The following is a 23,388-nucleotide window of genomic DNA, read 5'->3' on the forward strand; positions in this document are numbered from 1 at the left end:
GTTTCCAGGGGCAGCGCCCCCGTCGTGCGTTGGCATCGGATCAACGACTGGATCCTAGTGACCGGTTCCCGTCGTGAGCAGGCACTTGGGCCGAAGATGTCAGAGGGTGTCGAGCGCGGCGACGTACTCATTGAGGTCGCGGGCGTCCGGCAGGCCGTTGACGACCGTCCAGCGGACGACGCCCTCCTTGTCGATGATGAAGGTGCCGCGCACCGCGCAGCCCTTCTCCTCGTCGAAGACGCCGTACGCGCGCGAGACCTCGCCGTGCGGCCAGAAGTCCGACAGCAGCGGGTACTCCAGGCCCTCCTGCTCGGCGAAGACGCGCAGGGTGTGGATCGAGTCGGCGGAGACGGCGAGGAGCTGGGTGTCGTCGTTGACGAACTTCGGCAGCTCGTCGCGCAGGGCGCACAGCTCGCCGGTGCACACGCCGGTGAAGGCGAAGGGGTAGAAGAGGAGCACGACGTTCTTCTCGCCACGGAAGTCCGCGAGCGACACGGTGCGCCCGTGGTTGTCCTTCAGTTCGAAGTCCGGGGCCTTGCTGCCGACCTGGACAGGCTCAGCCGTCTCGATCGTCTCGATCGCCATGACAGGAAGCATCCCTTCGCTGGGTGTCGTGGGACACCACCCTACGCACAGGGCCCCCGCCGACGGATGTCGGTGGGGGCCCTGGTGGCCGGGGGCCGGTGGCCGGTGGGCCGACGACGGAAGGGCGGGCGGGCGGAGCCGGGCTCAGCGCTTGCCGGTCTTGGCCGCCTTCGGCGTGACCAGGCGGCTGCCGGTCCAGTCCTTGCCCGCGCTGATGCTCCGGGTCTGCGAGAGGCCGGCGGTCTGAGCGGCCTCGTTGATGTCGCTGGGCTCGATGTAACCGTCACGGCCGGTCTTGGGCGTCAGGAGCCAGATCTCCCCGCCCTCGTCGACCAGACCGATGGCATCCACCAGCGCGTCCGTGAGGTCGCCGTCGTCATCGCGGAACCACAGCAGCACGACGTCGGCGACGTCGTCGTAGTCCTCGTCGAAGAGCTCCTGGCCGGTGACGGCCTCGATTGCCTCACGGAGCTCCTGCTCGACGTCGTCGTCGTAGCCGATCTCCTGGACCACCTGTCCGGGCTCGAACCCCAGCTTCGCCGCCGGGTTGGTCCGCTCCTCCGCGTGGTCCGCGGTCGCGCTCACGGCTTGCCTCCTGATCGTTTTTGGGAAGTGCTTCGGCCGCGCGCGTACGCGTGGCATTGGGCGTAGTCCACACGTGCGGGGCGGATCGCGCAAGTACCCGGCGATCGAGACCGCCGAAACGGTGACTTTTGGGGCCGTCTCGCCGCAACTCCAGGCACCTTCCCGCCCGCACCCGTGACACACACCACGGCTCTTGACCCACTTTATTAGCTTCTACTCCTTCCGTGCGCGCGTGGGGGGCGAACGGCTGAACGGAACACATGGCCGGGTTGGGCGTAAGGTTGCGATTTGGCGGGCCCCCGGCGCCCTGACGACGACCCGTGGGGGTTACCCCTCGGTAAAGATGACGTTTACCTTCCCCCGGGTACACGATGGTGGCGGCGCGACCGCACTGCTGACACTCCACTTCCCGTAGGCTCCACCGACCAGAAGGAACAGCGTGGCTTCCGGATCCGATCGCAATCCGATCATCATTGGCGGCCTTCCCAGCCAGGTCCCGGACTTCGATCCCGAAGAGACCCAGGAATGGCTCGACTCCCTCGACGCCGCCGTGGACGAGCGCGGCCGGGAGCGGGCCCGTTACCTGATGCTCCGCCTCATCGAGCGGGCCCGCGAGAAGCGCGTGGCCGTGCCCGAGATGCGCAGCACGGACTACGTCAACACCATCGCCACCCGGGACGAGCCGTTCTTCCCCGGCAACGAGGAGATCGAGCGCAGGGTCCTCAACGCCACGCGCTGGAACGCCGCCGTGATGGTGTCGCGTGCGCAGCGGCCCGGCATCGGTGTCGGCGGCCACATCGCCACGTTCGCCTCCTCCGCCTCCCTCTACGACGTGGGCTTCAACCACTTCTTCCGCGGCAAGGAGGAGGGCGACGGGGGCGACCAGATCTTCTTCCAGGGCCACGCCTCGCCCGGTGTCTACGCGCGCGCGTTCCTCCTGGACCGGCTGACCGAGGCGCAGCTCGACGCCTTCCGCCAGGAGAAGTCGAAGTTCCCGAACGGTCTGTCGTCCTATCCGCACCCGCGGCTGATGCCGGACTTCTGGGAGTTCCCGACCGTGTCGATGGGCCTCGGCCCGATCGGCGCGATCTACCAGGCGCGCATGAACCGCTACATGGAGGCACGCGGCATCGCGGACACCTCCAAGTCGCACGTGTGGGCGTTCCTCGGGGACGGCGAGATGGACGAGCCGGAGTCGCTCGGCCAGCTCTCGATCGCGGCACGAGAAGGCCTCGACAACCTGACGTTCGTCGTCAACTGCAACCTCCAGCGCCTCGACGGCCCGGTGCGCGGCAACGGCAAGATCATCCAGGAGCTGGAGTCGCAGTTCCGCGGTGCCGGCTGGAACGTGATCAAGCTCGTGTGGGACCGCTCCTGGGACCCGCTGCTGGCCCAGGACCGCGACGGCATCCTGGTCAACAAGCTGAACACCACGCCCGACGGGCAGTTCCAGACATACGCGACGGAGACCGGCGCGTACATCCGTGAGCACTTCTTCGGCGACGACCACCGGCTGCGCGCCATGGTCGAGAACATGACCGACGACCAGATCCTGCACCTCGGCCGCGGCGGTCACGACCACAAGAAGATCTTCGCGGCGTACAAGGCGGCCGTCGAGCACACGGGCCAGCCGACCGTGATCCTGGCCCAGACGGTCAAGGGCTGGACCCTCGGCCCGAACTTCGAGGGGCGCAACGCGACGCACCAGATGAAGAAGCTGACGGTCGACGACCTGAAGCGCTTCCGGGACCGTCTGCACATCCCGATCACGGACCAGCAGCTCGAGAGCGGCGCCCCGCCGTACTACCACCCGGGCCGTGACTCGGAGGAGATCCAGTACATGCACGACCGCCGCAAGGCGCTGGGCGGGTACGTCCCGACCCGGGTCGTGCGGGCGAAGCCCCTGGCACTGCCGGACGAGAAGACGTACGCGGCGGTGAGGAAGGGCTCGGGGCAGCAGTCGATCGCCACGACGATGGCGTTCGTGCGGCTGCTGAAGGACCTGATGCGGGACAAGGAGATCGGCAAGCGGTTCGTGCTGATCGCGCCGGACGAGTACCGCACCTTCGGTATGGACTCGTTCTTCCCGAGCGCCAAGATCTACAACCCGCTCGGCCAGCAGTACGAGGCCGTGGACCGGGAGCTGCTGCTCGCCTACAAGGAGTCGCCCACCGGGCAGATGCTGCACGACGGCATCTCGGAGGCGGGCTGCACGGCGTCGCTGATCGCGGCCGGTTCGGCGTACGCGACGCACGGCGAGCCGCTGATCCCGGTGTACGTCTTCTACTCGATGTTCGGCTTCCAGCGGACCGGCGACCAGTTCTGGCAGATGGCCGACCAGCTCTCGCGCGGTTTCGTGCTGGGCGCGACGGCCGGCCGCACGACGCTGACCGGTGAGGGGCTCCAGCACGCGGACGGCCACTCGCAGCTCCTCGCGTCCACCAACCCGGCGTGCGTCGCGTACGACCCGGCGTTCGGCTTCGAGATCGCCCACATCGTGAAGGACGGTCTGCGCCGGATGTACGGCGAGACCGCCGACGGCACGCCCGGCGAGGACGTCTTCTATTACCTCACCGTCTACAACGAGCCGATCCAGCACCCGGCCGAGCCGGCGGACGTCGACGTGGACGGCATCATCAAGGGCCTGTACCGCTTCAGCACCGGCCAGGCGGGGGCGGTGCCCGCGCAGATCATGGCGTCCGGCGTGGCCGTGCCGTGGGCGCTGGAGGCGCAGAAGATCCTCGCCGAGGAGTGGAACGTACGCGCCGACGTCTGGTCGGCCACGTCCTGGAACGAGCTGCGCCGCGACGCCGTGGCGGTGGACGAGCACAACCTGCTCCACCCCGAGGAGGAGCAGCAGGTCCCGTACGTGACGCGGAAGCTCTCCGGCGCGGAGGGTCCGTTCGTGGCCGTCTCCGACTGGATGCGGTCCGTCCCGGACCAGATCGCGCGGTGGGTGCCGGGGACGTACACCTCTCTGGGTGCGGACGGTTTCGGTTTCGCGGACACGCGGGGCGCGGCGCGGCGGTACTTCCACATCGACGCCCAGTCGATCGTGCTGGCGGTGCTGACCGAGCTGGCCAGGGACGGCAAGGTGGACCGTTCGGTGCTGAAGCAGGCCGTGGACCGGTACCAGCTCCTGGACGTCTCGGCGGCCGACCCGGGCGCGGCGGGCGGCGACGCCTAGTCCGCGCGGGGCCGACGCGGGGCCGGCACGTGGCCGACGCGTGGCCGCGGCACGCGGCCGATGCGTGGTCCGCACGCGGCCGACGTGTGGTCCGGCCGGGTGGGACGGCCGCTTGGGCGGCCCGGCAGGTGGCCCGATGAGCGGGCCGTGACGCCCGGCTGGCCGGGCAGCCCGTGAGCCCTGGGGGCGGTGGGGGGACCTGGTCCTTCCGCCGCCCCCTACCATTCCGGACATGATGGAACGCTGGGAGGCGCGCACCCAGGCGCCGCTGCTGGGGCTCGCCGTCGCATTCGGCGTGGCCTACGCGATACCGATAGTGGCGCCCGACGCCGCCCCAGAGGTGCACTACGCCTGTCTGGTGGTGGAGTGGGTGGTGTGGGGCGCCTTCGCCGTCGACTACGCGGTACGGCTGGTGCTGGCGCCGGACCGGTGGGGATTCGTACGCCGCCACCCACTGGACCTGGCGGCGGTGGTGCTGCCGCTGATCCAGCCGCTGCGCCTGCTGCGGCTCGTCTCGACCCTCCTCCTGGTCGGGCGGCGGGCCCGGATGGCACCGCAGATAACGCTCACCACTTATGTTGCGGGGTCGGTGGTGGGCCTGCTGATGTTCGGTTCCCTGGCCGTGCTGCATGTGGAGCGGGACGCGCCGGGCGGGAACATCAAGACGCTCGGTGACGCGGTGTGGTGGTCGTTCACCACGATGACGACCGTCGGGTACGGCGACCACGCGCCGACGACCGGGCTGGGGCGGGTGCTGGCGGTCGGGCTGATGCTGTCCGGCATCGCCCTGCTGGGTGTCGTGACCGCCAACATCGCGGCGTGGTTCATCTCCCGCTTCGAGCGGGACGACGCGGAGGAGCGCCGGCAGACGGCGCTCCTGGAAGCCCTCACGCGAGAGGTGCGGGACCTGCGGGCGGAGGTCGCCCGCCTGTCGGGTCACACCCCGGCGGCGCCCACCGGTCCCGCCGGCCCCACTGCGCCCGCGGTGCCGGTGCAGACCACCACGGACGGGGCCACCTGACCACCGGGGTCACCGGGGGGCACCGGGTCAGCCGGTGGCACCCAGGGCCCCGGACGGGCGCGAGCGGTGGGCGTACGCCTAGAAGGTGCCGTTGCCCGGGGTGCCGCCACCGGCCAGCCAGACGAGGGCCAGCACGGTGTCGATCGCCCCGAGAACGAACGCGACCAGCGCAGGGAGGTGATTGCTCGCCCAGCGCCGGCCCATGCCGAGCCAGCCGCAGACGATCGCCACCGGGCCGAGGATGATGCCCAGTACGAAGAAGCCGGCGATCGCGCAGACCAGCCCGACGATCCCGAGCGTCGCGCGATCCGGCCCGGTCCGCGACCACATCCGGCCGCGTGAGCGGGGGCTCCTGCGCGAACGTGAGGTGTACCCGAAACCGTCCATGGCCCCCGGGTGCCCGGCTTCAGCTCTCCCACACCTTGAAGGCCCGTACCTGGTAAGGCGATTGGGGGACCCAGGTGCCGCCGCCCGGATACGTCTCGAACTCACCGGTCTCGGCGCACTCGGCCGACTGGTAGGTGGTGACGGGCCGTCCGGTGCGGTTGGCCAGGGCGGCCGCGGTGGTCCCGGCCGGCAGGGGGACGCACGAGTCGACGTCGATGTCGGCCAGCTCGAAGGTGTGCCGGGCGCCTCGGAAGCCCTCCTTGGCCCACAGGCACAACTGCCCGGTCTCGCACGGCCCGAGCCTCGGTGGCGCCGCGGCCACCGGAGCGGCGCCGACGAGCGCCGTGGCGGCGAGGGCGCCGAGGGCGAGGACCGTGGTGAGGGTGGTGCGGGCGGCGGTACGACCGCGCGGGTAACGCATGGGCAGGTAACGCATGGGCAGGTAACGCATGAAAACCCCCCGTATATACGGCAGTTCTGCTGCACCGCGTGACGATCACGCCCGACCATCGTGACGCTACGTAGTCCCTCTGGGGAAGGCTCCTCGGGGTGATCCACCCGGACGGGTGACTCCCGGCAACGCCGAGGGCCCCGCAGCGGCTGCCGCGGGGCCCTCGCCCATGTCGGTGCGCGCGTCAGATGTGGGCGGCGCCCGCGCCCGCTTCCGCGTTCTCGCCGCGCTTGGTGAGCGTCGCCACCAGGGCGGCGGCGACCGCCACGATGCCGGCCACCGTGAAGGCCAGACCCATGCCGGACAGGAACGTGTCGTGGATGACGCCGCCGATCTTCGACAGCATGTCCGGGGTCATGCCGGGCGCCTTGGCGAGCTCGGCCGGGACCCTGCCGAACTCCGCCGCCTGCTCCAGCCGCGGGTCGGCCGGGACCGGAATCCCGGCGTCCTTCCAGTTGTCCGCGAACGCGGAGCTCACCCGGGAGGACATGACCGCGCCCAGCACCGCCGTACCGAGCGCGCCACCGACCTGCATCGCGGCCTGCTGGAGGCCACCGGCCACGCCGGACAGCTCCAGCGGGGCGTTGCCGACGATGACCTCGGTGGCACCCACCATGACGGGCGCGAGGCCGAGACCCAGCAGGGCGAACCAGAGGGACATGGCCGGCGTGCCGGTGTCGGCCGTCAGGCTGATCATGCCGAACATCGCGGCCGCCGTGCAGGCCATGCCGCCCACGAGCGGGACGCGCGGCCCGAACTTGGTGATCAGCGCGCCGGCCAGCGGCGAGGAGACGATCATCATCGCCGTCAGCGGCAGCAGGTGCAGGCCGCTGTCGACGGGGCTGAGCCCCTTGACGCCCTGGAGGTAGAAGGTCACGAAGAACAGGCCGCCCATGAAGGCGAAGGCCATCAGCACCATGAGCACCGTGCCCGCCGACAGGGGGACGGAACGGAACATGCCGAGGGGGATGAGCGGTTCCCGCACCCGCGTCTCCCAGAACGCGAACACGGCGAAGAGGACCAGCGCGCCGCCCAGGAAGCCCCAGGTGTTGAGGCTGCCCCAGCCCCAGCTCTCGCCGGCCTTGATGATGCCCCAGATCAGCGACCCCATCGCCGCGGACAGCAGCAGGATGCCGAGCACGTCGAAGGAGCGCGGCGCGTTCGCGGCGCGGTGGTCCTTGAGGATGACCAGGCCGAGCGCGAGCGCGATGACGCCGACCGGCACGTTGATGAAGAACACCGACTGCCAGCTCACGTGCTCCACGAGCACGCCACCGAGGATCGGGCCGCCCGCCGTGGAGGCGCCGATGACCATGCCCCAGATGCCGATCGCCATGTTCAGCTTCTCGGCCGGGAAGGTGGCGCGCAGCAGGCCCAGGGCGGCGGGCATCAGCAGCGCGCCGAACAGGCCCTGGAGCACCCGGAAGACGATCACCAGGGTGATCGAGCCGGACATGCCGATGGCGCCGGACGCGACGGCGAAGCCGGCGATGCCGATGAGGAACGTCTGGCGGTGGCCGAAGCGGTCACCGAGCTTGCCGGCCGTGATCAGGGCGACGGCCAGGGCGAGCAGATAACCGTTGGTGATCCACTGGACGTCGGCCATGGAAGCGCCGAGGTCCTGCTGGATCGCGGGGTTGGCGATCGCGACGATCGTGCCGTCGAGCGCGACCATCATCACGCCGACCGCGACGGCGAACAGCGTCAGCCAGGGGTGGCCGCGCAGCCCCTTGGCCGGTGCCGGTACGGGTTCCGAGCCCGTCGGCGACTTATCGATGGTGGTCTGACCAGTCATACCGGCGAGGCTAATGTCAGTCGCTGACAATTGACAAAGCATTTCATACGCCGGTAACTGTCGCGTAGCTCACAGGTAGCCTGAGCAGCCAGAAATGGCGGAAAGAGGACCATGAAGTGACGGCCGAGCAGCCGACCAGCACAGGGACGCCCGCCCCCACGGGCCTGCGTGAGCGCAAGAAGCGGCGCACCCGGGACGCACTGCTGCGTGCCGCACTGGAGCTCTTCACCACACAGGGGTACGAGCGGACGACGGTGGACGAGATCGTCGGCGCCGTCGACGTCTCGCAGCGCACCTTCTTCCGCTACTTCGCCAGCAAGGAAGACGTCGCCTTCGCCGTCCAGCAGATGGTCGAGAGCCGCTTCGCCGTCGCCCTGAGCGAACGGCCCGCCCACGAGGCGCCGTTGGAGGCGATGCGCAACGCGGTTCTGTGCGCCTGGGACACCATCGGCGAGTCGATCATGGAGGTCGTCCCCGTCGAGCTGTACCTCCGCACCTTCCAGATGATCGAGTCGACGCCCGCGCTGCTGGCCGTACACCTGCGCCGCTCCATCGAGATGGAGGAGAACATCGCCCGCCTGATCGCGGAGCGCGAGGGGCTCGACGTGGACGCCGACCCGCGCCCGCGCGTGGCCGTCGCCGCGTTCAGCGGGGTCATGCGCGTCACGGGACAGTTGTGGGGGCGGGGCGAGGACGCGTCCCTGGAGGCGATCCGCGCGCTCACCGAGAACTACCTGGACCACCTCGGCCCGGCGCTCGCCTCGGACTGGCGCGGGACGCCACCGGCGTAACCGGTCACCCGTCTCCCGGCCCCCCTCACCTGCCACCCCTCACCCCTGACCCCTCACCCCTCACCCCCCGCCCCCTCACCCGTCACCCGTCACGCGTCCCAACGCGCCCGGGTCCGGCCACCGGTGCAAGCGCGCCACCGGAACGCGCCACCCGAGCGTGCCTCCCTGAACGCGCCGCTGCGTGCGCCCGGCGCGTACGCAGAGTGAACACGCTTCCCCCAACCGGCCACTCTCACGCGTGATCTGCGTCACCCTCTTCGCGACGCCCCGCACGTGTCTCCTAGGGTGTCCCGCAGTGACTTCCTTCGACTCCTCCCCCACGCTCCAGGTGTGGCGCGCACTGCTCGCCCTCGCCGTGGTGTTCGTCCTCCTCATGACCACCGGCTGGACGGCCGTCCGCCATCACCGCGGGCCAGGAGAGCCGCGCGAAGCCGCGCTCGCCGCATGGCGGGACGGCCGGATAGGCACGCGGGACCTGCCCGACCCCGCCTCGCCGCCGCCCGTACTGGCCGCGTTCTTCCAGTCCCTGACCGAGCGTCAGCGCGGCCGGCTGGCGGCCGAGTACCCGCTCGTCGTCGGCAACCTCGACGGCGCTCCCGTCACCCTGCGCTACCGGGCCAACCGGATCGCGCTGCGCGCCGCGCACGACGCCGAGCGCAAGCGGGTTCAGGACGCGCGGCTGTCGCCCGACGGCCACCACGAGGCCGTCCGCCGCACGCACCGGTTCGCCTCCCTGATGCGGGACGACCGGCAGATCCTCGCCTTCGACCCGTCCGGGAAGGGCCGCGTCGCCGAGGTCTTCGGCGACCTCGACCGGGCGCAGCGCGTCTCGGTGGTCGTCCCCGGAGTCGACACCAACCTGCTGACGTTCCAGAGGACCGCCCGCAAGTACACGGCCCCCGTCGGGATGGCCGAATCCCTCTACGCCGCCGAGCGCGCCGCCGCGCCCCGCACCCGTACCGCCGTCATCGCGTGGGCCGACTACACGGCACCCGCGGGGGTCGGCATGGACGCGGCGATCGGGCGGCTCGCCGAGACCGGGGCGGCCCGGCTGGTCTCGCTCACGGGTGCGCTGCCCGGCGACTCCCGGGTGTCGCTGTTCTGCCACAGCTACGGCTCCGTGGTGTGCGGCGTCGCCGCCCGCCGGCTGCCCGCGCGGGTGGCGGACCTCGCGGTGGCCGGCAGCCCGGGGATGCGGGCCGCGAACGCCGCCGGGCTCGGCACCCGCGCCCGTGTGTGGGCCATGCGCGACGCCGACGACTGGATCGCCGACGTGCCCTACCTGGACGTCGGCGGACTGGGCCACGGCGCCGATCCGGTGACGCCCGAGTTCGGGGCGCGGCTGCTGTCGGCGGCGGGCGCCGTCGGGCACGCCGGGTACTTCGAGCCGGGCACGGAGAGCCTCCGCAACTTCGCCGAGATAGGCGTCGGCTCGTATCGATCCGTGCGGTGCGCGGGCGACCAGGACGCCTGCCGCAGCGGAATCTCCGGCGTGGAAGCGCTCTGACGCGCGTAGAGGCGCGTGGTGGGCCGCCGAAGCTCACAAGTCTTCGGGGGGCGACGCGCGGGCGCACGCCGCATACGATGAGGCGCATGGGTGATGTGCTGGCCGGAATTCATGCCACCTGGGAGTTCGAACCCGACGCCGTGCTCATCCGCTTCGAACGGGGGATCCGCGCACCGAAGCTCCACCAGGCGCTGCGCGAGCGACGCATCCCCCACGAGGCGTTGGCGTCGGTGACCCTCTCCCCGGGCAGACGCGGCACGGTGGTGCTGCACGCGGTGCCGAGAGCGGGCGCCGATCCGCTGATGGAGGCGGCCGCGGGTCAGCTCAAGGAATCCGGCGACCCCTACCGGCTGGTGCTGCCGGCCGAGCGGGAGACGCTGGCCGAGTACTACGCCGACGAGCTGCGGGCCGCGCTGGGCCCGGACGCGAAGGAACCGGCCGACCGGTTCCTGGTGGCCGCGCCCGAGGCGCCGCTCCAGTTCAAGGCGTACGACGGCAAGGCTTCCTTCGACGGCAGCCAGGTGGCGTTCCGCTGGTTCTGGACCGGTGCGTCGTCCGCCAAGTGGAAGGCCGGCGACCAGACGTTCCCGGTGCGGGAGCTGGGCGGTGTCGAGTGGCGCTCGCCCGACGTCTTCGACGGTTACCTGCGGCTGGTGCGGCGCGGCCACGCGGGCGACGCGCAGCCGGCGCAGGCGGACCAGGACCCGGCGGCGGTCGTCTTCGGGCTGGGCTACGGGCCGGTGCACGAGTCGCTGCCGTTCGCGGCCGCCGTCCTCGCGGCGATACGGGAGGCGGGCGCGGCGCCCGTACCGGTGCCCGCCGCCGTCACGGCCGGCCGCGACCCGGCGGTCATCGCGGAGCGGATCCGGCACCTGGGCGAGCTGTACCAGGCGGGTCTGGTGACGGACGAGGAGTTCGCGGCGAAGAAGGCGCAGTTGCTGGCGGAGCTGTAGGCCCGGCCGGCCTCCGCGCCGGGGCTGCCGGGCACCACGGGGCTCGGCCCCCGGCGGCCCGCGCCGAAGTCATACCGGGGTACGAGGCCGACGCCGGGACCCTGGTATGACGCCGGGGCGGGCCGCCGGTGCCTAGGGTGGCGGGACCATGCGTACCGCTTCCCCGTCGCCCCGTGTGCGCGCCTCCCTGCGCGCGCTCGGGGGCACTCTCGCCACGCCCACCCAGCCCGGTGAGCCGCTGCTCGCCCAGGCGTCGTCGCCGTGGCTGCGCCGGCTGCCGTACGTCGTCGCCTTCGCGTTCGTCGCCTCCCTGCTGCCGGTCACGGTGACCGTGCTGGTCAACGACTACGAGGTCAACGGCGCCGTCGCCGGGGCACTGGCGACCGGGCAGGCCGCGCCGCTGCTGCTGGCCGTGTCCCGCCCGCTCCAGGCGTGGTGGATGATCCTGGCGGCCGATGTGCTGGGCGCGCTGGTCCTGCTGGGCGCGGACGGGGTGGCGGGCCGGTCCTGGCCGTGGACGCCCATGATCGTGGTGGGGTACCTGGCGCTCATGGTGGCCGTGGGGCTGCGCGAGCCGCGCCGGACGCTGGTGGGCGTGTGGCTGGTGACCGGCGCGGCGGGGTTCGCCTTCGAGCTGGTGTCGCAGGCCCGCAGCGACGGCATCCACCTGCTGCTGTTCGTCCTCGCCGGGGCCGTGCTGCTGCTGACGGCGTCCCTCCGGGAACGCGGGGACGCGCAGCGGCGGCTCGTCGAGCAGGAGACGATCAGCGAGGCCGAGCGGGCCCGGCGCACGCTGCTGGAGGAGCGGGCCCGGATCGCGCGCGAGCTGCACGACGTGGTGGCCCACCACATGTCGGTGATCACCGTGCAGGCGGATTCGGCGCCGTACCGGATCGAGGGCCTCCCGGAGGCGGCGCGTGAGGAGTTCTCGACGATCGCCGCGTCCGCCCGCGAGTCGCTCACCGAGATGCGGCGGCTGCTCGCGGTGCTGCGCAGTGACGGCACGGAGGGCGAACGGGCGCCGCAGCCGGGCCTGGACCGGGTGCAGCAGCTCGTGGAGGCGACGGTACGGGCGGGCGTGCCGGCCGAGCTGTCGATGCCGGCCGAGCTGGGGCCGGTGCCGCAGGCGGTGGACCTGTCGGCGTACCGGATCGTGCAGGAGGCGCTGGCCAATGTGGTGCGGCACGCGCCGGGCGCGCCGACGCGTGTGTCGGTGACGGTGGCGGACGGTCGGCTGACGGTGCTGGTCGTCAACGGGCCGTCCGCTGAGGCCGGTTCGCCCCTGGAGACGTCCGGTACCGGGCACGGGCTGGTGGGCATGCGGGAGCGCGTACGGTTGACGGGCGGCACGCTGGACACCGGGCCGCTGCCGGACGGGGGCTTCCGGGTCGCGGCCCGGCTCCCCCTCGACACGGAGGAACCCGCGTGACCATCCGCGTGATCATCGTCGACGACCAGGCCATGGTGCGGGCGGGGTTCGCCGCGCTGCTGTCGGCGCAGCCGGACATCGACGTGGTGGGTGAGGCGCCGGACGGCCGCGCGGGGGTGTCCGTGGCCCGCTCGGCGCACCCGGACGTGGTGCTGATGGACGTGCGGATGCCGGAGATGGACGGGCTCGCGGCGGCGCGCGAGATCCTGTCGCCGCCACCGGGGGTGGTCCACCGGCCGAAGGTGCTGATGCTGACCACCTTCGACGTGGACGACTACGTGTACGAGGCGCTGCGCGCCGGCGCGTCCGGGTTCCTGCTGAAGGACGCCCCGCCCGCCGACCTCATCGGCGCGGTACGGGTGGTGGCGGCCGGCGAGGCGCTGCTGGCGCCGTCCGTGACGCGGCGGCTGATCGCCGACTTCGCCGCCTCGCGGCCCGCCCCGCGCCGGGACCGCTCCACACGCCTGAACGGCCTGACGCCCCGTGAGACGGAGGTGCTGGAGCTGATCGCCCGGGGGCTGTCGAACCAGGAGATCGCCGGCCACCTGGTGCTGGCCGAGCAGACGGTGAAGACCCACATCGGGCGGGTCCTGTCGAAGCTGGACCTCCGCGACCGGGCGCAGGCGGTGGTCTTCGCGTACGAGTCGGGGCTGGTGACCCCGGGCGACGCGTGAGGGCCGCCGCCGGGTGACCCACCCCCTACCGCGGTAGCACCCCGGGGTTGGCTCCGCGGGGTGACGCCCGCTCAGGGACTCCCCTCCTACCTTCCTCTCGCCGCACAGGACGAAGGAAGAAAAAGGGGGGCGTCATGCGCCGCTGGAAGAGGACCCTGACCGCCGCAGCACTCGCGGCGGCACTCGTGACCGGGACCGCCGGATGGGCCGCCGGGAGCGGGCAGCTCCCCGTGACCGGGCCGCCGCCCGGGAGCGGGGCGTGGCGGGCCGACACGTCGCTGGGGCGGGCGCTGCCCGATCCGGCGCGTACGGCGCCGGACGGGATCGCCGCCTTCTTCCGCACGCTGACGGAGTCTCAGCAGCGGGACCTGGCGCACCGGCACCCGTCCGTCGTGGGCAACCTCGACGGTGCCCCGGTGGCGCTGCGGTACGAGGCGAACGCGACCGCGCTGCGCCGTGACGCCCGGTTCGCGCACCTGGCCGGGCGGCAGGTCCTGGCGTTCGACCCGCGGGGCCGGGGCCAGGTCGCGGAGGTGTACGGCGACCTGACGCGCAGCCGGCACGTCGCGGTCGTGGTGCCCGGTGCGGACATCGACGCCGGGACGTACGACCGGGCCACCGACCCGTACGGCACGCCCGCCGGGATGGGCCGGGAGCTGCGCGCGGCGGCCGGCGACACCGCCGTCATCGCCTGGGCCGGGTACACCACGCCCGTCGGGGTGGGCCTGGACGCCGCCACCGGTGGGCTCGCCGAGGCGGGCGCGGCACGGCTGGTCCGGCTGACCGAGGGGCTCGCCGCCGTGGGCGCCGCCCGGCCCTCCGTGTTCTGCCACAGCTACGGCTCCGTCGTCTGCGGCCTGGCCGCGCCGCGCCTGGAGGTCGGTGACCTGGTGGTCCTGGGCTCCCCCGGCATGCGCGCCGACAACGTGGCGGACCTGGGGACGACCGCCCGGGTGTGGGCCGCCAAGGACCCGTCCGACTGGATCTCCAAGGTGCCGAACGTCGAGCTGCTCGGCCTCGGTCACGGCACCGACCCGGCCGCGCCCGAGTTCGGCGCGCGCCCCGTGCCCGTGGCCGGCGCCCGCGGCCACACCGGCTACTTCGCGCCGGGCACCGACTCCCTGCGTACCTTCGCCGCGATCGCCCGGGGAGAGGTCCGATGAGCCTCGCCGAGCGCATCGACGCGCGCACCCCCGCCCACCGCGACCGTGCGGTCGACGGCCTGCGGGCCCTCGCGCTGCTCGCCGTCCCCACCGGCCACTGGCTCCTCGGCGGGTTCACGCTCGACGCGGACGGGGTGATCCACAACGCCAGCCCGCTCAGCACCTTCGGGTTCTTCGCCCCGGTGAGCTGGGTGCTGCAGATGCTGGGGATCTTCTTCCTGGTGGGCGGGTACGCGTCCGTCCTGTCGTACGAGCGGCGCCGGGGCTCCACGGGCGCGTGGCTCCGGGGGCGGATCGCCCGGCTCGGGCGGCCGGTCCTGGGCGTGACGGCGGTGTGGGCCGTGCTGGTGCCGGTGCTGTACGCCGCGGGCGTCCCGGACGACACCCTGCGCACCGGATCGACGCTGGTCGTCCAGCCGTTGTGGTTCGTCGGGGTGTACACGGTCGTCACCGCCCTGACCCCGTACTGCGTGCGCGCAGCCCGGCGGCTCGGCGCGTGGGCGGCGGCACCGCTGCTCGCGTCGGTCGCCGTCGTCGACTTCCTGCGCTACGGCCCGTACGCGGAGGCCGTGCCGTCCTGGCTGAGTGTGCTGAACATCCTCCCGGGCTGGCTGTTCGCCTACCAACTGGGCGTGTCGTGGGGCGTGCGGCGGATCGGCGCCAGGCAGGCGTGGGTGCTGCTCGCCGGCGGCGCCGTCCTGTTCGTCACGCTCCTGCTCGCCTTCCACTACCCCGCCTCGATGGTCGGGGTGCCCGGGGAGGCGAGGACCAACTCCCACCCGCCGTCGCTGCTGGTGCTCGCGCTGGCCGCCGCGCAGAGCGGCGCGGCGATCCTGCTGCGCGACCGACTGGGGCGGCTGTTGCGGCGCCCCGCCCTGTGGGCGCCGGTCGTCATGATCAACCTGTCGGCGATGACCATCCTGTGCTGGCACCAGACGGCGATGCTGGCGGCCGCCGTTCCGGCGTCGTTCGCCGGTGCCGTCCCCGGGCTGACGACCGCGCCCGACTCGCCGGCCTGGATCGTGGCGCGGCTGGCGTGGCTGCCGCTGTTCGCGGGGCTGCTGCTGCTCATCGGGCGGTACGCGCGGGTGTTCGAGACGCCGTGGACGGGGGCGACGGTGGCCCGCCGCTCGGTGGCCGGCCTGCTGGCGGCGGGCTTCGCGGTGTACGCGCTGGGCTAGGAAACGTACGCCGTGGACGGGCGGCCCCGTGGGCGCCGTCGGGCGTCGGGCGGAGACGGCGGGCGGGGTGGGGGGTGGCTCAGGCGGGGTGGGGGCGGCGGCTCATCCGTTCCTCCATGTACGCGAAGAACTCCTCGGGCCGTGTCACCCCGGCCGTCACCCTGACGAACGCGTCGCGTGCCGAGGGGCTCTCGGACACCGCGTGCAGCAGTTGTTCCGTCTCGGGCGGCGGCGGTTCCAGGGTCGCGAACTCGGCCGTGAACTCGTACATGCTCATGACCTGTCCGTCCCTCGCCTCCTGCGCCTCCCGCATGGCCTCCTCGAAGGACCGGCGTCCGGTGAGCACCTCGTCGAGTGCGTGGGCGCACCGCTCCGCGTCCCGGAAGGCGTCCTGGATGCCCTGGGCGGTGATGGGGTCCTTCAGGTATCCGGCGTCGCCGACCAGGACCCAGCCCGGCCCGTAGGGCTTGCGGAAGTAGTTGGGCACGGCCGTGCCGACGAACCTCTCGACCCGGGTGGCCGCCGCGACCCGTTCGGCGAAGGCCGGTGCCCGTGCCAGGGTGGCGAGGTAGTTGCCCTCGACGTCGTCGCGGTTGGCCTCGAAGTCGCGCATGGGCCAGCCGCTGATGACCATGGTCAGGTCGTCGTTGGTGGGCCAGGCGGCGAAGGCGCGGTCACCGCGGTCGTACGCCTCGAAGACGCCGCGCATGGGCAGGCCCGCCCAGTACGTGTAGTAGTAGGCGTTGATCTTCGGTTTCCCGGCGTACTCGGCGGCACCCGCGGCCCTCGCGACGGACGAGTGCAGTCCGTCCGCGCCCACCACGGTCCCGGCGTGCGCGACGGCGGCCCGGCGGTCCTTGCCGTGGCCCCTGATCCCGCTCACCCGGCCCCCGTCGAGCAGGACCTCGTCGACGGTGAACCCCTCGCGCACGTCCACGCCGGACTCGGCGGCGGCGTCGACGAGGATCTTGTCCAGGACCGTGCGACGCGGGGCGTACGAGGTTTCGTAGCCCTCTCCGGCCGGGGACCCGGTGATGGTGAACGGCCCGAGGTCGAACATGTAGGTGTCGATCGGGGGGCACCCGGTGGCGACCACGCGTTCCAGCAGTCCCCACCGGTCCAGCGCGGCGAGGCCGGGCGGATGGATCAGGTGGGTCGAGATGGTGTCGCTGGGGAAGGTGGCCCGGTCCGCCAGGAGGACCCGGTGTCCCCGGCGCGCGAGGAGCATCGCTGTCGGTGCGCCCGCACAGCGCGCCCCGATGACGATCACGTCGTACGTGTCGGTGTCCGGGTCCGTGATGACCGGGCCGTCCGTGCTGGTCATGGCGTCACCTGCCCATCGGGTGCACCGCCGGGGGACATCGTCATGACGGGCGGCGGGCGCCCCATGGCTCGTCGGGTATGGGGAATGTGTACCCCTCCCAGGCTAGACCCGGCCGCGTTCCGCCGGTCCGGTCCGGGCGCCCCCGCGAGGCGGGCACCCGCGAAGGGTGGGCGCCCCCGCGAGGCGGGCACCGCGGGACGCGGGCACCCGCCCGGGCGCCTACGCCTCGCGGGCCGCCGAGGTGAAGGACATGTCGGGGTACCGGTCACCGGCGACCTGGGCGGCGACCGGCTCCAGGAGGGCCAGCTCGTCGCGGCCCAGTCGGATGCGGGTCGCCGCCGCGTTCTCCAGCAGGCGGGCGCGCTTGCGGGTGCCGGGGATGGGCACGACGGTCAGTCCGTGCACCTCCGCCCGCTGCTGCACCCAGGCCAGGGCCACCTGCGCGGGTGTCACACCGTGCGCCTCGGCGACCTTGCGCACCGGTTCCAGGAGCGCGGCGTTGCGCCGGGCGTTCTCGCCGGAGAAGCGCGGCTGCCGCTTGCGGAAGTCGTTCTCCGCCAGGTCCTTGGCGGCGTCCACGAAGGCCCCGGTCAGGAAGCCGCGCCCGAGCGGCGAGTACGGCACGAACGTCACGCCCAGCTCGGCCGCCGCGCCGACCGCGCTGCGCTCGACGTCCCGGGAGAACAGCGACCACTCCGACTGGAGGGCCGCGATGGGGTGCACGGCGTGCGCCTCGCGCAGTTCGGCGCCGGTCACCTCGCTCAGCCCCAGGTGCTTGACCTTGCCCTCCTGGACCAGTTCGGCCATCGCCCCGACGGTCTCGGCGAGCGGTACGGCCGGGTCGCGGCGGTGCATGTAGTAGAGGTCGACGACGTCGGTGCCCAGGCGGCGCAGGCTGCCCTCGACGCACGACCTGAGGTAGGCGCGGTCGTTGCGGATTCCCCGGTAGGCGGGGTCGTCGGTGCGTACGAGGCCGAACTTGGTGGCCAGGGTGATCTCGTCGCGGTGCTTCGCGACGAACGGCGCGAGGAACTCCTCGTTGGCGCCGCGCCCGTAGACGTCGGCGGTGTCGATCAGCGTGACGCCCGCCTCCAGCGCGGCGTCCAGGGTGTCCCGGGCGGCGGCCTCGTCGGTGTCGCCGTAGAACTCGCTGATGCCCATGGCGCCGAAGCCCTGGACGCCCACGAGGGGGCCCTCGGTGCCGAGGCGTACGGTCGTGATCTTCTCGATGCTCATGTGGTCCTCTCCGGGGCCCGGCGGGCACCGGCGTAGAAGTCGATCTTGTAGTCGAGTACGGCGAGCGTGTCCTGGAGCTCCGCGATCCGGGCCCGCACGTCCCGGCGGGTGGACTCGAGCAGTTCCTGCCGCTCCTCGAAGGTGTGCTCCCCGGCCCGCACCAGCTCGGCGTAGCGCACCATGTCGGCCACCGGCATGCCCGTCAGCCGCAGCTTCCCCACGAAGACGAGCCAGTCCAGGTCCCGGTTGGTGAACCGGCGCTGCCCGGTGTGCGACCGGTCGATGTGCGGCATCAGCCCGATCCGCTCGTACCAGCGCAGCGTGTGCGCGGTGAGCCCGGTCCAGGCGGACACCTCGCTGATCGTGTAGCGGTCCTGCCCGTCGGGACGTGGGTGGGCGGGTGGCGCGGAGGTGCAGACGTCGGGGCGCTCGGTCCGTACGGGAGTGCTCTCGATCACCGTCATGGCCTCCACGCTAGGACCTTGGAGTGCACTCCAAGCAAGCCCGGAGCCGGGAGATACGCTCGTACGCATGCGAAGCGTGGCGATGATCGAGAACTGGCCGGTGGAGAACGCGGCGGCGGCCGTCGTGCGGGCGGACGGCACGGTCGTGGGGGCCCACGGTCCCCTGGACCGGCCCTTCCCGCTGGCGTCGGTGACCAAGCCGCTCGCCGCGTACGCCGCGCTCGTGGCGTACGAGGAGGGGGCGGTCGAGCTCGACGAGCCGGCCGGTCCGGAGGGCTCCACGGTACGGCACCTGCTGGCCCACACGTCCGGGCTGGCCTTCGACGAGCACCGGGTCATGGCGGCGCCCGGCACGCGGCGCATCTACTCCAACGCCGGCTTCGAGGCGCTGGGCGACCACATCGCCAAGGCCACCGACATCCCCTTCGCCGATTACCTGCGCCAGGCGGTGCTGGAACCGCTGGGCATGACGGCCACGACGCTGGACGGATCGCCCGCCAAGGACGGCGTCTCGACGGCCGGCGACCTGGTGCGGTTCGCCGCCGAGGTGCAGGCGCCGCGCCTGCTGGACCCGCGCACCGTGCTGGAGGCCATGTCGGTCGTCCACCCCGGCCTGACCGGCATCCTGCCCGGGTACGGCCACCAGAAGCCGAACGACTGGGGCCTGGGCTTCGAGATCCGCGACGCCAAGTCCCCGCACTGGACGGGTGCTTCCTCCTCGCCCCGCACCTTCGGCCACTTCGGCCAGTCGGGCACGTTCCTGTGGGTCGACCCCGACGCGGGCGCCGCGTGCGTCGCCCTGACCGACCGCCCCTTCGGCCCCTGGGCCGTCGAGGCGTGGCCGCCCTTCACGGACGCGGTGCTGGGGGAGCTGCGCGCACGGCGCTGACCGGCCGCGGGCGGCTCGTCCGCGTACCTGCGCAAGCTCCCTCCGGCGTGCCGGAGGGAGCCGCACGGGCGATACTGGGGAGTGCTCGTACGAGGACGCTCCCGGGCACCGGCCGGCCGGTACGGCCTGCACCACCTCCGACAGCAGGAACGGGGGAACCGCGATGTGCCGCTGGATCGCCTACTCGGGTACGCCCATCCTTCTCAGCCAGGTCCTGTTTCGGCCGCGACACAGTCTGATCGACCAGAGCCTGCACTCCCGTCTGGGCGTCGAGACGACCAACGGCGACGGCTTCGGCATCGGCTGGTACACACAGGACACCGACACCCCCGCGGTCCTGCGGGACGTCGGTCCGGCGTGGAACAACCGGAATCTGCGGGAGGTCGCGGAACACGTCCGCTCCGGGCTGTTCTTCGGGCACATCAGGGCCTCGACCGGGACGGCCGTGCAGCAGAGCAACTGCCACCCCTTCCGGCACGGCCGCTGGATGTGGATGCACAACGGGGTGATCAACGGATTCCCCCTCTTCCGGCGGGACCTGGCCCTGGCCGTCGACCCCGCGCTGTACTCCGACATCGAGGGTTCCACCGACTCCGAGCTGATGTTCTTCCTGGCCCTCACCTTCGGCCTGGCGGACGATCCCCCCGGTGCCGTGGCCCGGATGGCGGGCCTGATCGAGGAGACGGGGCACGCGCACGGCGTCGAGCACCCCTTGCAGATGACCGTCGCCGTGTCCGACGGCGCGTGTGTGTGGGCGTTCCGCTACTCCAGCGAGCGGCACTCGCGGTCGCTGTACTTCAGCACCAAGGTGGACGCCCTGCGGGCGCTCCACCCGGACGCCTCGTTCCTGCGGGACGTCTCCGACGAGACCCGGCTGGTCGTCTCCGAACCGCTGGGTGACCTCCCCGGCGCCTGGAACGAGGTGCCGGAGGGCAGTTACGGCGTCATCCAGCCGGGCAGGGACGCGCTCCACACCTTCCGGCCCCGGCCCGCCGAGGCTACCCGTCCGGTCTGACCCCTGGGGTGATGAACGCGTGGCCGACACCTATGGGGACGCCCTCGGAGCGGTCGTCCCCCACGCCGATCCGCTGGGGGACCCGTTCCTGCGCACCCGGTTCGCGCTGCCCGCGAAACCGGCCACGTTCCTGCGGCGGCAGCGGCTCGTCGACCATCTCGACCAGGCACTGACGACACCCCTGACCCTGGTCAACGGCCCGGCCGGAGCCGGCAAGACCCTGCTGACCGCCGACTGGGCGGCCGGGCTGCCCGGACCCGTCGCGTGGCTGACCGCCGAGGCGGGCGACCGGCGGCCCGGGGTGTTCTGGGCGTACGTCCTCCAGGCCCTGCGGGCCTGCGGCGCGCCCCCGTCCGACGCGGTGGGGAGCCCCGCCGACGCCACCGGGGTGGACCACAAGACGCTGGCGGCGCTCGCCGCCGATCTGCACGGCCGCGACGCTCCCGTGGTCCTCGTGCTCGACGAGTACGACCGCGTGTCCGCCCCGGAGGTCGCCGAGCAGCTCGAGTTCGTGCTGCGCCACGCCGGGCCGGGGCTGCGCCTCGTCCTGGTGACGCGGACCGAACCGCTGCTTCCGCTGCACCGCTACCGGGCGGCCGGCGAACTGACGGAGATCCGCGCCGCCGAACTGGCCTTCACCTGCGAGGAGGCCGCCGAGCTGCTGGAGCTGCACGGCCTGAGCCTGCCCGCCCACGCCGCGGCCCGCGCCCTGGTGGACCGCACCCGGGGCTGGGCCGCGGGACTGCGCCTGTTCGTGCTGGCCGCGCGGGAGAGCGCCGACCCCGAGCTGTACCTCAAGGAGTTCGAGGCGGGCCACAGCACGGTCGCCGACTTCCTGCTGGCCGAGGTCCTCAAGGGGCGGACGCCTCAGACCCAGGACCTCCTGATGCGCGTCAGCGTCCTGGACCGCTTCTGTCCCGAGCTGGCCGACGCGCTGACCCTGCGGGCCGACGCCGGGCACCTGCTCGCGGGGCTGTGCCGCGACAACGCGTTCGTCGAGCACCTCGGGCACTCCTGGTACCAGCTCCACCCGCTGTTCGGGGAGATACTCCGGGCCCATCTGCGCGAGCGCCTGCCCGGGCTGGAGCCGGAACTGCACCGGCGGGCGGCACGCTGGCTGCGCCGTGAAGGTTTCCTGCCGGAGACCCTGGTCCACAGCGCCGCCGCGGAGGACTGGGACCTCGCCGCCGGGGCCCTCGTCGACGACCTGGCGATCGGTCAGTTCTTCACCGGCCTGGGCTCGGGCGACCAGTACGAGCTGTTCTCGCGCATGGGGCCGGAGGCCGGGAGCCCGGCGACGGAACTCGTGCGCGCGGCCCGCGACCTGTCCCGGTGCGACCTCGACCACGGGCTGGTCCGGCTGCGGCGGGCCGAGGAGCGGCTGACCGGCGACGCGCCCGGCCGGGCGGCCGCGCATCTGAGCTGCGCGCTCCTGCAGGCACTGGCCGCCCGGCTGACCGGGTGCCCCCCGCGGGCCGAGGAGGCCGCGGCGGCGGCCGAGGAGCTGCGGCACGACGTACCGGAGCGCCTCCTGGAGACGCATCCCGAACTCACCGCCCTCCTGCTGACCCACCTGGGCTCGGCGCGCCTGTGGGCCGGCCGTTTCGAGGACGCGCACGCCGCCCTGACCACCGTGGTCGGCGCTCCCGGCGGGCCCTCCACCGCGCTGCCGCGCGAGGAGTCGATGGGCCACCTGGCCCTGCTGGACTATCTGCACGGCTGGCCCGGCAGGGCGGAGCAGAAGGCCCTCGCCGCGGTGGACGAGGCGGAGCGGGCCGGCCTGCCGCAGCCGTCCGGCTCCGGCATCGAGCGGCTGGTCCTGGCCGCCGTGGCCGTCGACCGCCACGAACTGGACCGGGCCCAGGCACTCCTGGACGAGACGGACGGGCTGACCTCCGACACGCCCGATCCGGTGCCCGCGGCGGGGCGGGCCCTCGCCGCGGCCCGGCTCCTGCGGGTACGGGGCAGGGCGCGGGCCGCCGTCGCAGCGGCGGCGCCGGCCGTCGCGACCGCCGTGGCCTCGCCCTGGGCGGCCGGCCATGAAGCGCTCGTCACCGCCGGCGCGCTCCTGGCCGAGGGGCGGCCGGACACCGCGGCCGAGGTGCTCCGGGAGGTGTCCGGCGACCAGCCGGTGTGGGCCGTGGAGGCCGCCGCGCTCCAGCTCGAGGCGGGACGTCCGGGCGCGGCCATCGAGCTGCTCGACAGCATCCGGGTCAGCGGCCGGGCCGGGCCGGCGGTGAACGTCGGGGCGGCGCTGGTGAGGGCCCGGGCCGCGCTGGCGGCGGGCGACACCGCCACCGCCCACAGGCTGGTGGGCCGGGCGCTCCTGGACGCCCGGCGCGAACGGCTGCGGCGCCCGTTCCTCGATGCCGGCGCGTGGCTGCGGCCCCTGCTGGCCACGGCACCGCTGCACGACCTGGCGGCGGGGTGGCTCACACCCGGCCCGGCCCGGCCGGACGAGCGGACCCGGGCACAGGTGCCGCCCCCGCCGCTGGTGGCGCCGGAACTGAGCGGGCGCGAGCTCGACGTCCTGGAGCGGCTGGCCGGGATGATGACGACGGAGGAGATCGCCGCCGACCTCTACGTGTCGGTGAACACGGTGAAGACCCACCTCAAGAGCGCCTACCGGAAGCTCGCGGTGAACCGGCGCAACGACGCGGTGCGCCGCGCCCGCGACCTCGGGCTGCTGTGACGCCCGCTGCGCGCTCCCCCGTCGCGGGTGAGGCGCGGGGCGGGCCCGTCGGCTGCGAT

The 23,388-nt window shown here is 73.0% G+C and carries 20 protein-coding genes; 12 read left to right on the forward strand and 8 right to left on the reverse strand.

Annotated elements, in window-relative coordinates; translation table 11 throughout:
• Positions 1–99: 99 nt before the first annotated feature.
• A complete protein-coding gene (locus tag E2B92_RS12725) occupies positions 100–585 on the reverse strand; it encodes a peroxiredoxin (RefSeq protein WP_126888275.1) in 486 nt (161 codons plus the stop codon).
• A gap of 144 nt (positions 586–729) precedes the next feature.
• Complete coding sequence (locus E2B92_RS12730) at positions 730–1,170, reverse strand: DUF3052 domain-containing protein (protein WP_126888276.1); 441 nt, start codon at positions 1,168–1,170, stop codon at positions 730–732.
• A gap of 439 nt (positions 1,171–1,609) precedes the next feature.
• On the opposite strand from E2B92_RS12730, the gene aceE reads away from it, so the two are divergent.
• Positions 1,610–4,357 carry a pyruvate dehydrogenase (acetyl-transferring), homodimeric type gene (aceE, locus tag E2B92_RS12735; RefSeq protein WP_126888277.1) on the forward strand — a complete coding sequence of 916 codons (2,748 nt, stop codon included), beginning with the start codon at positions 1,610–1,612 and terminating at the stop codon, positions 4,355–4,357.
• Positions 4,358–4,589: 232 nt separating this feature from the next.
• Positions 4,590–5,378 (forward strand): potassium channel family protein, encoded by a 789-nt coding sequence (locus E2B92_RS12740; RefSeq protein ID WP_126888278.1) that lies wholly within the window; start codon positions 4,590–4,592, stop codon positions 5,376–5,378.
• Positions 5,379–5,456: 78 nt separating this feature from the next.
• Here E2B92_RS12740 and E2B92_RS12745 read toward each other — a convergent pair whose 3' ends face one another.
• From E2B92_RS12745 to E2B92_RS12755, 3 genes are all read right to left on the reverse strand, one after another.
• Positions 5,457–5,765, reverse strand: coding sequence for a small hydrophobic protein (locus tag E2B92_RS12745; protein WP_126888279.1), 309 nt, complete (start codon positions 5,763–5,765; stop codon positions 5,457–5,459).
• 19 nt (positions 5,766–5,784) lie between these two features.
• Positions 5,785–6,186: a peptidase inhibitor family I36 protein gene (locus E2B92_RS12750; RefSeq protein WP_126888282.1), complete on the reverse strand. Its 402-nt coding sequence runs from the start codon at positions 6,184–6,186 to the stop codon at positions 5,785–5,787.
• 214 nt (positions 6,187–6,400) lie between these two features.
• Positions 6,401–8,011: an MFS transporter gene (locus E2B92_RS12755; protein ID WP_126888280.1), complete on the reverse strand. Its 1,611-nt coding sequence runs from the start codon at positions 8,009–8,011 to the stop codon at positions 6,401–6,403.
• Positions 8,012–8,127: 116 nt separating this feature from the next.
• Here E2B92_RS12755 and E2B92_RS12760 point away from each other — a divergent pair, with 116 nt between their 5' ends.
• From E2B92_RS12760 to E2B92_RS12790, 7 genes are all read left to right on the forward strand, one after another.
• Positions 8,128–8,802, forward strand: a complete 675-nt coding sequence (locus tag E2B92_RS12760) for a TetR/AcrR family transcriptional regulator (RefSeq protein ID WP_126888281.1) — start codon at positions 8,128–8,130, stop codon at positions 8,800–8,802.
• A 295-nt stretch (positions 8,803–9,097) separates the two neighbouring features.
• Positions 9,098–10,309, forward strand: a complete 1,212-nt coding sequence (locus E2B92_RS12765; RefSeq protein ID WP_126889135.1) for an alpha/beta hydrolase — start codon at positions 9,098–9,100, stop codon at positions 10,307–10,309.
• 86 nt (positions 10,310–10,395) lie between these two features.
• Entirely contained in the window at positions 10,396–11,262 is an 867-nt protein-coding gene (locus tag E2B92_RS12770; RefSeq protein ID WP_185923790.1) for a DUF4429 domain-containing protein, read from the forward strand.
• Positions 11,263–11,410: 148 nt separating this feature from the next.
• Positions 11,411–12,691, forward strand: coding sequence for a sensor histidine kinase (locus E2B92_RS12775; RefSeq protein WP_126889137.1), 1,281 nt, complete (start codon positions 11,411–11,413; stop codon positions 12,689–12,691).
• Positions 12,688–13,365 (forward strand): response regulator, encoded by a 678-nt coding sequence (locus E2B92_RS12780; RefSeq protein ID WP_126889138.1) that lies wholly within the window; start codon positions 12,688–12,690, stop codon positions 13,363–13,365. The genes E2B92_RS12775 and E2B92_RS12780 overlap by 4 nt, the downstream gene beginning before the upstream one ends.
• Positions 13,366–13,499: 134 nt before the next feature.
• The gene (locus E2B92_RS12785) at positions 13,500–14,528 is read left to right on the forward strand and encodes an alpha/beta hydrolase (protein ID WP_126889139.1); all 1,029 of its coding nucleotides are present in this window, start codon (positions 13,500–13,502) and stop codon (positions 14,526–14,528) included.
• Entirely contained in the window at positions 14,525–15,709 is a 1,185-nt protein-coding gene (locus E2B92_RS12790) for an acyltransferase family protein (RefSeq protein ID WP_126889140.1), read from the forward strand. The genes E2B92_RS12785 and E2B92_RS12790 overlap by 4 nt, the downstream gene beginning before the upstream one ends.
• 79 nt (positions 15,710–15,788) lie before the next feature.
• Here E2B92_RS12790 and E2B92_RS12795 read toward each other — a convergent pair whose 3' ends face one another.
• From E2B92_RS12795 to E2B92_RS12805, 3 genes are all read right to left on the reverse strand, one after another.
• Positions 15,789–17,033, reverse strand: coding sequence for an NAD(P)/FAD-dependent oxidoreductase (locus E2B92_RS12795; protein WP_126884058.1), 1,245 nt, complete (start codon positions 17,031–17,033; stop codon positions 15,789–15,791).
• A gap of 219 nt (positions 17,034–17,252) precedes the next feature.
• Positions 17,253–18,269 carry an aldo/keto reductase gene (locus E2B92_RS12800; RefSeq protein ID WP_126884059.1) on the reverse strand — a complete coding sequence of 339 codons (1,017 nt, stop codon included), beginning with the start codon at positions 18,267–18,269 and terminating at the stop codon, positions 17,253–17,255.
• Positions 18,266–18,733 carry a MerR family transcriptional regulator gene (locus tag E2B92_RS12805; RefSeq protein ID WP_126884060.1) on the reverse strand — a complete coding sequence of 156 codons (468 nt, stop codon included), beginning with the start codon at positions 18,731–18,733 and terminating at the stop codon, positions 18,266–18,268. Before E2B92_RS12805 ends, E2B92_RS12800 begins: the two co-directional genes overlap by 4 nt.
• A gap of 67 nt (positions 18,734–18,800) precedes the next feature.
• Between E2B92_RS12805 and E2B92_RS12810 the strand changes: the two genes are divergently transcribed.
• From E2B92_RS12810 to E2B92_RS12820, 3 genes are all read left to right on the forward strand, one after another.
• Complete coding sequence (locus tag E2B92_RS12810; RefSeq protein WP_126884061.1) at positions 18,801–19,622, forward strand: serine hydrolase domain-containing protein; 822 nt, start codon at positions 18,801–18,803, stop codon at positions 19,620–19,622.
• Positions 19,623–19,785: 163 nt separating this feature from the next.
• Positions 19,786–20,637: a class II glutamine amidotransferase gene (locus E2B92_RS12815; protein ID WP_126884062.1), complete on the forward strand. Its 852-nt coding sequence runs from the start codon at positions 19,786–19,788 to the stop codon at positions 20,635–20,637.
• Between the two features lie 19 nt (positions 20,638–20,656).
• Positions 20,657–23,329 (forward strand): LuxR C-terminal-related transcriptional regulator, encoded by a 2,673-nt coding sequence (locus tag E2B92_RS12820; protein WP_126884063.1) that lies wholly within the window; start codon positions 20,657–20,659, stop codon positions 23,327–23,329.
• The last annotated feature ends 59 nt before the right edge of the window (positions 23,330–23,388 follow it).

It is taken from the genome of Streptomyces sp. WAC05374 (genome assembly GCF_004353505.1).
In the GTDB taxonomy this organism is placed as follows: Bacteria; Actinomycetota; Actinomycetes; order Streptomycetales; family Streptomycetaceae; genus Streptomyces.